Genomic DNA, 10725 nt, shown 5'->3' on the forward strand with positions numbered 1-10725 from the left:
GAGAAACGGCGGCAACTGCTCGAAATCGAACGCCGCAGAAACCTGTATCTCGGCAGCAGGCCTGCAGCTTCAGTCCTTGGCCGGACCGTTATCGTCGTCGACGACGGCATAGCGACCGGAGGCACGGTCAGAGTGGCGCTCAAGGCGTTAAGGAAGGATCGGGCCGCGCATGTTGTCTTGGCCGTTCCGGTAGCACCCAGGGATACGCTCGCCCTGATAAAAGCCGATGTGGACGAAGTGGTCTGTCTCGCCACGCCCGAGCCGTTTGTTGCGGTGGGCCGGTATTATGGGGACTTCGCGCAGACCACGGACGCGGAGGTGATCCGGCTGCTGCGTGAGGCAGAACAGTTCGAGAGCAAATCGTCGATGCGATCTGCCGGTTAACTCATCGCCGACAGCCGAAGGAGCAAGCTATCGCTAAGGACCGACGGAAGCAGATTGTCGAGCGGGCGAAATCTTTCTCTACCAGCAAGACCGCGCCCCAACGGCGGGCGAGCCGTCAGTCCCGCAAACGATTGGCAGCGTGATCCTGGCGCTGCTCGGTCGCGACCTGCTTGGAATCCAGACCGCGTTCCTTCGTATGCTGAGCCTTGTCGCGGTTGGACAGGATTTGGTTTTCTTCGAGCTTATCCTTTGGGGTCGTGGTCATGGCACCTGTACCAGAACCCTTTCCCCGTGCACCCGCTCCGACATGCTTCTTGCTACCTTTTGCCATCGGCTTGCTCCAATTCTTAGTCGTCGGGACGATTCTTGTGGTGAACGCTCTCCTGATTTTCTCCGCGAAGGATGTTGCGATCGTCAGGATCAACAAGGTCGGGTGTCTTGGACCTGATTTCCGATCCCTTGCGCAGCGCTTCACGTTCCGCTGCGGATCGCTTCAGGTCCGCCTCTGCGTCGAAATCCTTGCCGGCGCCCTTCGTGTTCTCCCGCTTTTCAATGATGCGCAATTGCTGCTCATGGGTCCTGCGTCCAGCCATTGGTTCCTCCTTGCGTTGGATTTGAGGCCCAGATTGCTGACGGCATCGTCGACTTCCCGGTGATTGCAGGGGCCACGGTCCTTGCCGAAGCGGGAATCGTGGGCACCACGATCTGAGCCTGTCCTTATGGCGATAATGGCAGGGCGGCGGGATCGTTCCGAAATGGCGGTCGAATAAACCGTCCATCGCTCATCGACTCCGGACTGCCCATCCGCATCTGCCAAGATCCGTCAGTCTTTCTCCTCGCGATACAAGCGCTCGGTCGCCCGCGCACTCTCGCTGCGTTCTGCGGGACCGCGACGGCGTCGCGTAAGGAGTGCGTAGGCGATCAGGATTGCCAGTATCAGGGGACCGCCTGCAACGACGAGCAACCACATGCTGTTCTCAAACATGGACCATCTCCTTTCCCTCACAACCGAGAAGGCGCCGTAACCGTTCCTGGGCTCTGCGTAATGGAACCCTGTTCGCTGCGGACGGCGCCCGACCCGAAGCGATTGCCTGTCTGCGAGCTCGCGATCCGTTGCTTTGACGGCAATTATGCTACTGATTTGGCTGTGGTGCTGATTTGCGCCGACGACCCGCCGCCGAGGCGGGTTTTTTGTTTGAGTTTCGGCCATCCCTCAGAGCTGCATGTCACGCTTAAGGCGCGACTTGACCTCGCCGAACCATTTCCGAGAAACCGAGACCTGGCTGAAGTCCAAACGCGGTCTCCTGCGGTTTTGCCAGGCAAAGACCGAGGCCCGCCCCTCAGGCGGCGCTGCCCGCCTGCCGTTCCGATGGAACATCCCGGCATCTCCGTCGTTCGGCGACTGATCGCCGATGTCCACGTCTGACGCCTATCGCTGCAGCGGGAGCGTAAAGCTGCAGATACCAGATACAGAGGAGGCAACCATGCCCAACACTGCCGAGATCCTTGTCGACACATTGATCGCCTGGGACGTTCGCGTGATCTTCGGCCTGCCGGGAGACGGCATAAACGGCATCATGGAGGCGCTACGAACAAGGCAGGACAAGATCCGCTTCGTACAAGTGCGGCATGAGGAATCCGCGGCTTTCATGGCGACGGCCTATGCCAAATGGACGGGCAAACTCGGCGTCTGCCTCGCCACCTCAGGGCCAGGAGGCACTCACTTGCTCACCGGCCTCTACGACGCAAAGCTCGACCAGGCGCCGGTCCTTGCCATAACCGGCATGCAATTTCACGACCTGATCGAGACGTTCACGCAGCAGGATGTCGATCTCACCCGTGTTTTCAACGACGTCGCCATCTTCAACACGCAAGTGACCGACGCAGCGCATATGGAGAACGTTGCCGGCCTGGCCTGTCGTTCCGCTCTTGCGGGACGCGGCGTCTCCCATCTCTCGATAGCCAGCGACGTGCAGGAACAGACGTCGGCAAAGCGCTCGCCCCGCAACCTTCCAAGACACACGCCCGAACGGTGGTTCGAAGGAGACAAGCGACCCGACGAAGCCCAGCTTGCTCTTGCGGCCGATATCCTCAACACAGCCTCAAAGGTGGCGATACTCGCCGGGCGCGGTGCGCTGCATGCCCAGGCCGAACTCGAGAGGACGGCGGAACTCCTCGCCGCACCCGTTGCCAAGGCTTTGCTCGGCAAAGCCGTCTTGCCGGACGATCACCCGCACGTCATGGGCGGAATCGGAATATTGGGCTCGCTGACCTCGCAGGAGATCATGGAGGAATGCGAGGCGCTGCTGATCGTCGGCTCGACCTTCCCCTACATCGAATACTATCCCAAGCCCGGCAAGGCGCGCGGCGTGCAGATCGACCGCAACGCGCAGCGGATCGGCCTTCGCCATCCTGTCGAGGCCGGTCTCGTCGGCGATGCGGCCATCACGCTGCAATTGCTGAATGAAAGGCTGAAGCCTAAGCAGGATAGATCATTTCTCGAGAACGCGCAGCAGAGCTTACAGCGCTGGCGCAAGATGATGGCCGAGGCGGAAAGCAGGGACGACGTGCCGCTCAAGCCGCAACGCGTCGTCAAGGCATTCGGCGACCGAATGCCGGTCAACGCGATCCTGGCTAGCGATTCCGGTCAGAACACCGAACTTGCCGCCCGTCATATCGATATCAAGGCAGGCCAGGATTTCGCCGTCTCCGGCTCGCTGGCATCGATGGCCTGCGGGCTGCCCTATGCGATTGCCGGCGGGATCGCCTTTCCGGGCCGGCCGGTTTTTGCGGTGGTGGGCGATGGCGGGCTGGCGATGCAGCTTGGCGAATTCTCGACGGCCGTGCGTTACAAGATTCCGCTCAAGCTTCTGGTGATCAAGAACAACATGCTCAACCAGATCGCCTGGGAGCAGATGATGTTCCTCGGCAACCCGCAATTTGCCTGCGAACTCCAGCCGATCGATTTCGCTTTGGCTGCTGAGGCCATGGGGGGCATCGGCTACAGCGTCACCCGGCCTGAGGACGTCAATGGGGTCCTTGATGCCGCGTTTGCCGCGGAAGGCCCGGTGATCATAGAGGCGGTCGTCGACGCGTATGAACCTATGCTGCCGCCGCGCATGCCGGACGAATATCGCAAGAACATGCGCACAGCGCTGCGGGAAACGCCAGGCCGTAAGGAGATCGAAGCAAACCTCGCTCGGGAGCCGCTGAAGACAATCATGGGCTGACTGCAGGTCCCCTGGCCGGTCACTCCTTGACGTAGGCGCCTGGCTGGCGCCCGCCCTTCGGAGCCTTGGCGTCCTTGGAACGCTCGGCGATCGACGGTCCGGCGCCGGATGTGGGCGGGTTTTGCCCTTCGGACTGATGGGTTTTGTCCTCCACCTCGTCCTTCGACCGTGTCAGGCCCATCCCGCCGGCAGGCTTCTTGTTGCCAGCCGCCTCTTGGGAGAATTGATCCGACGCGTCTGCATCTTTCTTGGCCGGGTACTTGGTAGCACCATATTCGTAGCGGGTCTCGTTTTCAGTCATGGCGTGTCTCCGATTGCCTCATGCATAGCGGTTAAACAGCCCTGTGACGGCCGGGTTCCAACTGCCGCCCGTGCTCCCCACTGCCGGCATATGCGACGTCTGCAAACGGACGCGGCGCCCGCTGGCGCGGCTGCCGATTCGGCAACGCTCAGGCATCCTGCGGCAGTCAGGCCTCTTGCCATGGCGTGTGCAGGATATCGGCGCCCGGCTGCTCGTCGAACAGGACCGCGCAGCCGCGCTCCCACGCCACCGGCGACAGGGCGTTGGCCACGATTTCGTCCGGCGAGATGAAATCCCCGGTCAGCACCCGCAACTCTTCCACGGCTTTGGCCATTGACACCAATCGCCCGGCGGCGCGGCCGGTCGTGCAAGCGTTGATGACGGAAACGAGATCGATCATTTCGAAGTGGCCCATCCTAGGCCTCCGCAAACAGCGTCCCTTTCCGGCTATGAACGTCGCAGCGATCGACAATGTTCCCGGCCTGGTCGAACGAAGTCAGCTTTCTGAAGCTGCCGTCAACCATTCGGCTTCAAGCGCGGTGCAGTCACATCGCCTTTCCGGTATTGCCTATCCCTTCCTTAAGCTTGCTCAGGAATGCCACCAGAGCATCCTCCGGCCGATCGGCCTCCTCGGTCAGCATGTCGATCCCCCAGCGTCCGAGGACCGCTTCCTGGACGACGCTCGGTTGCGGCATGAAGACGAACGATTTCGGACGGTTCTTTTCGTAGCCGGACCGGCGCCAGGTTTCCCAAAGCCGATACAGCAACAGACGGATGTTCATGTCGGACATGCTGTAGCCGATGAACAGGATGGTGCGCCCCAGTGCGTCGGCACGAAACTTCACATCCAGCGGCGACTCGAACGATAGCCGCTCGAAATAATCGGACTCCGCCAGGACCAGAGATGCATCGTCGTCGAAATCGCCGTGGTATTTGATGATCTGGGTAACTTCGCCGTTCACCTTGGCGATATCCTTGGCATTGGCCACTTTTACGAACGGGCGGTCGTGGACTTCGAATGCAACCTCAAGGTTCCGATCATAGTTGGTGGTGTAGATGATCGGGAAATCCAATGACACGATCAGCTTGTGGATCGCCGACCCCTTGACTTTTTCCCGCGAGACGCTCCATTCGCGATCCATCCAGCTGCGCAAGGGACCGAGACCCCCATTCTTCAGCCGGTAATATTCGGCAAGAGCCTGGTAGCTGGGTTCAGGTATGTCGACCATGTCGCGGTCGAGGCAGAGTTCATCCTCCATATGCTGGATGAGCTTCTGCCAGGATGGCAGGCCGACGCTCATCGACACCCCCGCCCCAACGAACAGGATCGCTCGTCGCTCTTTCACGGACTGAGCCAGTTGCTCGAGTGCAGACGGCATGGCCAACTCACCAGGCAATGATCCAACACAACTGCGAAAGGCGTCCTCTGTTCCGGAGAAGCCCGGACCACTGCCAAATGTGTCCAGCAAATGGGGTGTGTTCAGAAAATCGGGTGTGTTCAGAAAATCGGGCGCAGACTGGAACCGGTTGAGGCAGATTGAAGTTTGGTTGTCAGGGAGACGACGATGGCCGCACGACGAGATCAGACGACTGCCAAAGCGAGAGGCGATATTCAGGCCGGGGCGACGCAGGACAAGACCCCGGGGTTCGACCCTGCCGCCGCACCTGAAGCGACCGACGCCGAAGCGGCAAATGTGCCGAGCCCTGCCGCCGAATCTCGCCCACGCCGACAGCCAGAGTTCACGAATGAAGCAAGCTTCGGCGATGCGATGCGGCGGCCGGTAGGAAGCGAGCCTGATCTTCAGCCTCGCAGCAACTGGCCGGTGCTGGTGATTGCCGCAGTCGTTCTCGTAGCGGCCGCGGTCTTCGTGATAGCAGCCATGCTGCGCTAGCGAGGTACGTTTCGAGAGCTATTCGTACCCGAGGGTAAGGTCATTGTGAGCATCTGTCGCGGCTATCGCAGCCTGGCCAAAAGCGACTGCGATCTGGTTCAGCGCTTTGACCAGGTCGCCGATGGCATACACTCCATCGACCGAAGTCCGCTGATGCTTGTCGACGACAACATAGCCCTCGTCGCAGCATTCGATGCCCATTGCCAGGGCGAGTTCGGAACGCACCCGGCATCCCATCGCCGGATAGATGACGTCGAAATGTCGCACCTCGCCGTCCTTAAGGATGGCCTCGTAACCATTTTCGGACGGAACAAACTTTTTGAACGTGTCGCAAATGGCAATGTTCTCTTCCATGGCCACGCGCCGTGTGCTGGCGGAAAAATCGGGAAGATAGCGTGCGAGCAGTGTGACGTGCTGCGTGTACTGCTTGAGGAACAAGGCCTCTCGCAGTGCCTTCGCCTCGTGTCCGATAACCGCGACCCGACGATCTATGACTTCATAGCCGTCGCAAACCGGGCAAAGGCGTACGCTGCCTCTGGCGATGGCCTCGCCCAGACGCGGAATTGCAGGCACGACGTCGACGATACCTGTCGCCAGGAATATCTTGCGGGCGACGATCCGCCCCGCGTTTGTCTCGGCACCGAATCCGCCTAAGGTCGGCTCGATCGATGACGCCTGATCCTGCACCAGTGTCGCTCCGTATTCGGCGGCCTGCGCGCGAAGGCGTTGCAGAAGATCGGGGCCGCTGATCCCTTCCGGAAATCCGGGGCAATTACGGCTTTGTGGAATCAGCATCGCGCGCGATTCACCCGCGTCGACCACGACGACCCGATGACGAAACCTGCCGAGATAGATAGCGGCGGCCAGCCCCGCAGGTCCGCCGCCAACAATGAGAACATCCGCTTCAGTCGCGGATGAGGCTGAATGTCGGCGTTTGCGCACGGATTGATCCATCCGCGCCGAACGCACTCATGGGAAAGATGTTCCAGCGCCGAAATCGAAAGGCGCGACATCTGCCGCGGCAAGGCGTTACCACTCGATCGCCGGCCGCGCGATCATCAGCCAGAAAATCCCGAGGACGGCAGCAAAGGCGGGAAAGCCAAAGGCGAACCACAGCCAGAAAAGCCTGATATACCGGGCCGGCAGCGGGTCTCCCGCCTTGGCGGCTTCGGACGCCAGATTGCGCATCTCCATCTGCATCCATACCACCGGCAGCCAGAACACACCGGTGATGATATAAAGCGCGATGGAAAGCACGATCCAGCCTTCGGAGAGCGAGTAACCCGCCAGCCAGGCGAGCGCGACGCCGGTTATCGGCTGCGCCACGACGGCAGTTGCCGTGAAGAGAAAGTCGGCGACCACTACGATGCGCGCCACTGCCGCAATTGTTGCTGCATTGCCGGTCCTGTGGGCGAGAAGCATGAAGAAGGCAATGCCGGCGCCCGTGCCAAGCAGCACGCTGGCACCGATGACATGCAGGTACTTCAGCACGAAATAGAGCATCAGCGCTCCTCCAGGATTGCCAATGCAACGAAGTGAAGGACGATGATCGGCAAGACCTTCAGGAACGGCCCAAGCGGTTCGTTCCACAGGTCCGGGCGCAGGAAAGTGCCCACGATTAGATAGAAGAGCGAGAGCGCGATGCCGGCGTAGACGCCTTTTCGCGCCGTTGGCCGCCAGGCTATGAGTGCGCCGACGACGACGTCGGCAAGAGCGCCGGCGATCACGGCAGGCGCCGACAAGATGCCAGCCCCCGTGCTTTGCATGAGGCCGATGCCGTTGCCGTAGCCAGTGGTCAGCGAAACAATCCCCGTCATGATCCAGAAGAACGGCAGGACGACGAAGATTGCAGGCTTGGCGAAATAAAGCCCGGCGAACCATTTCTCCTGCACCGTTGCCGGATTGAGCGCGAGGAACTGCGCCAAGCTTTGTGGGTGTATGCCGGTCAGGGAAGTCCAGTTCGATGGATCTCCGACCGCCCCTCGCGTGATCTCCCTGGCGGCATTAGTGCGCATCGGAGGTCGCCAGCCGAGCACCGCGGCGAGATCGCCGAGGCGGTAGAGAAATCGGGCAACCCATCCCGGCAAGACAAGCCTGGCTGCGGAACCCCAGCCGAGCCAGCGGCGAAAAGTGCCGACAATCTCATCCATGGTCAGCTGTTCGGGACCTGCAAGTTCCAGCGCCATACGAGACGGACTGCCGGGATTGAGAAAGAAGAGCACCGTCGAGACCACATCCTCGAGCTGCACGACCTGTAGCCGGCCTGTATCTGGCATTGACGGCAGCACCGGCAGCGAGGCCAGACCGCGAAACAATGCACTGGCCCCAAACACAGGCCGGCCGAGCACCACGGAAGGGCGAAGGATTATCCAGTCCAGATCAAGTGCCATGAGGGCCTGATCGCCAGCATATTTCGTCGCCGAGAACGACGAAGGCTGTGCCTGATCGACACCCATTGCCGAGAAGTGGATCACCTTGGCAACGCCGGCCCGCGCGCAGGCGAGAAAAAGAGCCGCCGCAGCATCGCGATGAACTTGCCCGGTCTCTTCGCGAGGGCTGTCCTGCAGAACGCCGGCACAGTTCACGACGGCATCGATGCCGGCCAGATGCGGCAGCCAATCTTCAGGGCGTAGCGCGGTCGCCATGTCCAGCACCAGCAATTGGTAGTCGCGGGCTGCATTTGCCCGAGGGCTACGGACGATGCCGACCACCTCATTTCCTTCGGAAACGAGGCGGGAACAGACCGAAGCGCCGATCAGGCCGGTGGCGCCAACAACGAGAATTCTCATCGGGCCCCGGTCTCCGGTAGCGGTAACCACGAGACCATCGCCGTCCTATTCGGCGCGTGTCTCCTCGATGGCGTCGATGTTGTTCCGGCGCTGCGAAAACACACGTCTCCCAGGCAGTTGTTCAAGGGTGATGGTGACCACAGGCAGTCAAGTCGAAGACCGCGACGTTTACTGGTATTTACAGTGCGCGCTTGTAGCGTTGCTTCCACACATTGTCCTCCCAGCGACCGAACGGACCGCAAGACTGCTGTGCAACTTGAAATAGAGCACATCATGGTTGCGTCAACTGAACCGCTGACGGACCTGCGCGATCATTTGGGCAGTCCAGTGGGGCATTAGCTGTATGAATGCGCGAGAGACGATCGCGGCCACTGTCCAGCAACGCGGAAAAAACCATCGAGGACGGGATTAGGAAAGCACCAGGAGACCTATTATGGACAGGGAAGCGCGTATCAGGCGGCGAGCCCATGAAATCTGGAAGTTGAGGCGATCCTCGCCTAACTCGATGGGGCGGACTCCTCATTCCTGTACTCGTGAATGAGGCCGAGGATTTGCGATCGGACCAGTTCGCGAGCCTCGGCCTGAACGAACGGCATCAACAGTTCGACCCGTTCCTCGACGCTCTCGGGCAGATCCGCAGCAGGATCGATGAGGTCGTTACCGTGCGCGTAGAGATTTTCCGTCAGTTTTTTGTCGAGGTCGGAAAAAATGCCCATTGATCTGCTCCAAGCCAGCTTCTCTGCTTAAATTGAATGCTGACGAAAATGTTCCCCGGATGATCGATCACAACAGCTGCTTCTCCGGCCGAACGCGGGCTAGTCCAGCTCTGGTGGTAGCTTTTGACGTGATGCGGATTACCTGTTCCGACCCCAACTAGGACGCTCATTGTTTGGCGCTGAGCGTCGGCAGTTTAGTGAAAAGCGATCCGTCAAAACCTTACCTGACTCGCCCGTTTGCTCACAGTCAGGATCAAATCCGGACGAGAAAGGACCAAGTCGGCTTGGGCGGGAAACAGCGCGAGCGTTATCGCTTTGGTCGAGCCACGGGGAAACTGGCCTATGGCTTTCTAAAGAAGCCGGTCAGAATATTCGGACCCACTTCGCCGGGCCGCATTCTAATCCCGTCCTCGAAGCAGTTCAGCGTCACGCACTGGAAGCCGCTGTGTGCGAGGAGTGCCACCAGCGAGTCACGGTCGAAATGGTGCAGGTGCTCGTTGGGGAGACGCATACGCCACGTTCGGAACCACGCGTCGCCGGCGGTGCCGAGCTCGCGCCAGCGGCAATAAGGGACGGCGACGGCCAGGTAGCGGGCCTGAAGGCGGGCGAGGAAACCCAGGTCCGGGATGTGCTCAAGCACGTCGAACATGGCGACGAGATCCCACGAACTGGCAAGAGCCTCATCCCAATCGACAAAGCGGACGCCCTTGGGCAGCGGAAACCTGGCGATGTCGCAGCCGGCGCAGTCGGCGACCCCGGTTATTTTCGCGGCTTCGACGAACGTGCCCGTGCCATATCCAATCTCCAGGACGGACCGAGGAATTTGGCCGGTGATTCCCAGCACCCAGCCAAGTCGCTGATATCCGAGCTTGATGGTCCGGTCACTCAGGTCCTCGTAATAGGAAATGTATTGCTTGTCGTACTTGATCGGTGTGAAGTCGATCTGGTGGATCACGCCAAACCCGTCGACCTCGTAGTTGTCCAACATTAGCGTGCAGCCTCCAGCTTCCGAATTCCTTACATGGCAGAGCTAAACGCGACGTAACCGGACAACTGAGCGGTTCCGGTATTCGGGCGGTAGCGGATCGGCCCCTTTAGCCATATGGCTCCCAATCACGGACGGTCAGGTTCCGGCCCAGACTGCCGGGCGGCAATGCCTCTATCTCTGCCGGAGAGATCACCTTGCCGCTTCCTGAAAGCAGAGATAGCCAGCGACCACGCTGGCGATTGCCATGACGCCTCGCGTGCAATAGGCCTTTGCCGGAAAAGCTCAGGGAGGATTGCCGTGACAGGTACAGCCGGGACATGGCGCGTCGGAATCCTTTTTTCGCGCAGCGGCATCACTTCGGTCACCGAAAGCGAGCATTTCTACGGAACCGCCTTGGCCATCGAGGAGATCAATGCCGGCGGCGG

General features: G+C 60.4%; 16 protein-coding genes. 4 read left to right on the top strand and 12 right to left on the bottom strand.

The features are described from left to right. The coding region (locus EOA85_RS16625) for a phosphoribosyltransferase family protein (RefSeq protein WP_281033744.1) at window positions 1-384 on the top strand (384 nt) is incomplete at its 5' end. 115 nt (window positions 385-499) lie between these two features. On the opposite strand, the gene EOA85_RS16630 is transcribed toward EOA85_RS16625, so the two are convergent. From EOA85_RS16630 to EOA85_RS16640, 4 genes are all read right to left on the bottom strand, one after another. Further along, the gene (locus EOA85_RS16630; protein ID WP_065010366.1) at window positions 500-715 is read right to left on the bottom strand and encodes a hypothetical protein; all 216 of its coding nucleotides are present in this window, start codon (window positions 713-715) and stop codon (window positions 500-502) included. Window positions 716-731: 16 nt separating this feature from the next. Beyond that, complete coding sequence (locus EOA85_RS16635) at window positions 732-977, bottom strand: hypothetical protein (RefSeq protein WP_029356303.1); 246 nt, start codon at window positions 975-977, stop codon at window positions 732-734. 230 nt (window positions 978-1207) lie between these two features. Further along, window positions 1208-1369: a hypothetical protein gene (locus EOA85_RS37500; protein WP_164759700.1), complete on the bottom strand. Its 162-nt coding sequence runs from the start codon at window positions 1367-1369 to the stop codon at window positions 1208-1210. A gap of 228 nt (window positions 1370-1597) precedes the next feature. After that, complete coding sequence (locus tag EOA85_RS16640) at window positions 1598-1804, bottom strand: hypothetical protein (protein ID WP_127210443.1); 207 nt, start codon at window positions 1802-1804, stop codon at window positions 1598-1600. Window positions 1805-1868: 64 nt separating this feature from the next. Between EOA85_RS16640 and EOA85_RS16645 the strand changes: the two genes are divergently transcribed. After that, window positions 1869-3614, top strand: a complete 1746-nt coding sequence (locus EOA85_RS16645) for a thiamine pyrophosphate-dependent enzyme (RefSeq protein WP_127210444.1) — start codon at window positions 1869-1871, stop codon at window positions 3612-3614. Between the two features lie 19 nt (window positions 3615-3633). On the opposite strand, the gene EOA85_RS16650 is transcribed toward EOA85_RS16645, so the two are convergent. The 3 genes from EOA85_RS16650 to EOA85_RS16660 form a co-directional block, all read right to left on the bottom strand. Beyond that, window positions 3634-3915 (bottom strand): hypothetical protein, encoded by a 282-nt coding sequence (locus tag EOA85_RS16650; RefSeq protein WP_127210445.1) that lies wholly within the window; start codon window positions 3913-3915, stop codon window positions 3634-3636. Window positions 3916-4081: 166 nt separating this feature from the next. Next, window positions 4082-4330: a hypothetical protein gene (locus EOA85_RS16655; protein ID WP_065010363.1), complete on the bottom strand. Its 249-nt coding sequence runs from the start codon at window positions 4328-4330 to the stop codon at window positions 4082-4084. Between the two features lie 130 nt (window positions 4331-4460). After that, complete coding sequence (locus EOA85_RS16660) at window positions 4461-5294, bottom strand: SIR2 family protein (protein WP_127210446.1); 834 nt, start codon at window positions 5292-5294, stop codon at window positions 4461-4463. 186 nt (window positions 5295-5480) lie between these two features. On the opposite strand from EOA85_RS16660, the gene EOA85_RS16665 reads away from it, so the two are divergent. Beyond that, complete coding sequence (locus tag EOA85_RS16665) at window positions 5481-5807, top strand: hypothetical protein (RefSeq protein ID WP_127210447.1); 327 nt, start codon at window positions 5481-5483, stop codon at window positions 5805-5807. 18 nt (window positions 5808-5825) lie between these two features. Here the strand turns inward: EOA85_RS16665 and EOA85_RS16670 are convergent, their stop codons facing one another. The 5 genes from EOA85_RS16670 to EOA85_RS16695 all read right to left on the bottom strand — a co-directional run bounded on the left by EOA85_RS16670 (window position 5826) and on the right by EOA85_RS16695 (window position 10300). Next, on the bottom strand, window positions 5826-6749 hold the full coding sequence (locus tag EOA85_RS16670; RefSeq protein WP_245485818.1) for an NAD(P)/FAD-dependent oxidoreductase: 924 nt from the start codon (window positions 6747-6749) through the stop codon (window positions 5826-5828). A gap of 87 nt (window positions 6750-6836) precedes the next feature. Further along, a complete protein-coding gene (locus EOA85_RS16675; protein WP_127210449.1) occupies window positions 6837-7310 on the bottom strand; it encodes a DUF2269 family protein in 474 nt (157 codons plus the stop codon). Next, window positions 7310-8596 carry an SDR family oxidoreductase gene (locus EOA85_RS16680; protein ID WP_127210450.1) on the bottom strand — a complete coding sequence of 429 codons (1287 nt, stop codon included), beginning with the start codon at window positions 8594-8596 and terminating at the stop codon, window positions 7310-7312. The genes EOA85_RS16675 and EOA85_RS16680 overlap by 1 nt, the downstream gene beginning before the upstream one ends. A gap of 497 nt (window positions 8597-9093) precedes the next feature. Further along, a complete protein-coding gene (locus EOA85_RS16690) occupies window positions 9094-9312 on the bottom strand; it encodes a hypothetical protein (protein WP_095519749.1) in 219 nt (72 codons plus the stop codon). A 340-nt stretch (window positions 9313-9652) separates the two neighbouring features. After that, window positions 9653-10300, bottom strand: coding sequence for a class I SAM-dependent methyltransferase (locus tag EOA85_RS16695; RefSeq protein ID WP_127210452.1), 648 nt, complete (start codon window positions 10298-10300; stop codon window positions 9653-9655). Between the two features lie 297 nt (window positions 10301-10597). On the opposite strand from EOA85_RS16695, the gene EOA85_RS16700 reads away from it, so the two are divergent. After that, window positions 10598-10725, top strand: a 128-nt coding sequence (locus EOA85_RS16700) for a transporter substrate-binding protein (RefSeq protein ID WP_164759701.1), incomplete at its 3' end; no start/stop codon positions are given.

It is taken from the genome of Mesorhizobium sp. M5C.F.Ca.IN.020.29.1.1, assembly GCF_003997375.1.
GTDB lineage: Bacteria > Pseudomonadota > Alphaproteobacteria > Rhizobiales > Rhizobiaceae > Mesorhizobium > Mesorhizobium wenxiniae.

Bases quoted from the DNA above. Each gene is read 5' to 3' on its own strand.
- EOA85_RS16630 (WP_065010366.1), bottom strand. From the start codon at position 715: ATGGCAAAAGGTAGCAAGAAGCATGTCGGAGCGGGTGCACGGGGAAAG.
- EOA85_RS16635 (WP_029356303.1), bottom strand. From the start codon at position 977: ATGGCTGGACGCAGGACCCATGAGCAGCAATTGCGCATCATTGAAAAG.
- EOA85_RS37500 (WP_164759700.1), bottom strand. From the start codon at position 1,369: ATGTTTGAGAACAGCATGTGGTTGCTCGTCGTTGCAGGCGGTCCCCTG.
- EOA85_RS16645 (WP_127210444.1), top strand. From the start codon at position 1,869: ATGCCCAACACTGCCGAGATCCTTGTCGACACATTGATCGCCTGGGAC.
- EOA85_RS16650 (WP_127210445.1), bottom strand. From the start codon at position 3,915: ATGACTGAAAACGAGACCCGCTACGAATATGGTGCTACCAAGTACCCG.
- EOA85_RS16655 (WP_065010363.1), bottom strand. From the start codon at position 4,330: ATGGGCCACTTCGAAATGATCGATCTCGTTTCCGTCATCAACGCTTGC.
- EOA85_RS16660 (WP_127210446.1), bottom strand. From the start codon at position 5,294: ATGCCGTCTGCACTCGAGCAACTGGCTCAGTCCGTGAAAGAGCGACGA.
- EOA85_RS16665 (WP_127210447.1), top strand. From the start codon at position 5,481: ATGGCCGCACGACGAGATCAGACGACTGCCAAAGCGAGAGGCGATATT.
- EOA85_RS16675 (WP_127210449.1), bottom strand. From the start codon at position 7,310: ATGCTCTATTTCGTGCTGAAGTACCTGCATGTCATCGGTGCCAGCGTG.
- EOA85_RS16680 (WP_127210450.1), bottom strand. From the start codon at position 8,596: ATGAGAATTCTCGTTGTTGGCGCCACCGGCCTGATCGGCGCTTCGGTC.
- EOA85_RS16690 (WP_095519749.1), bottom strand. From the start codon at position 9,312: ATGGGCATTTTTTCCGACCTCGACAAAAAACTGACGGAAAATCTCTAC.
- EOA85_RS16695 (WP_127210452.1), bottom strand. From the start codon at position 10,300: ATGTTGGACAACTACGAGGTCGACGGGTTTGGCGTGATCCACCAGATC.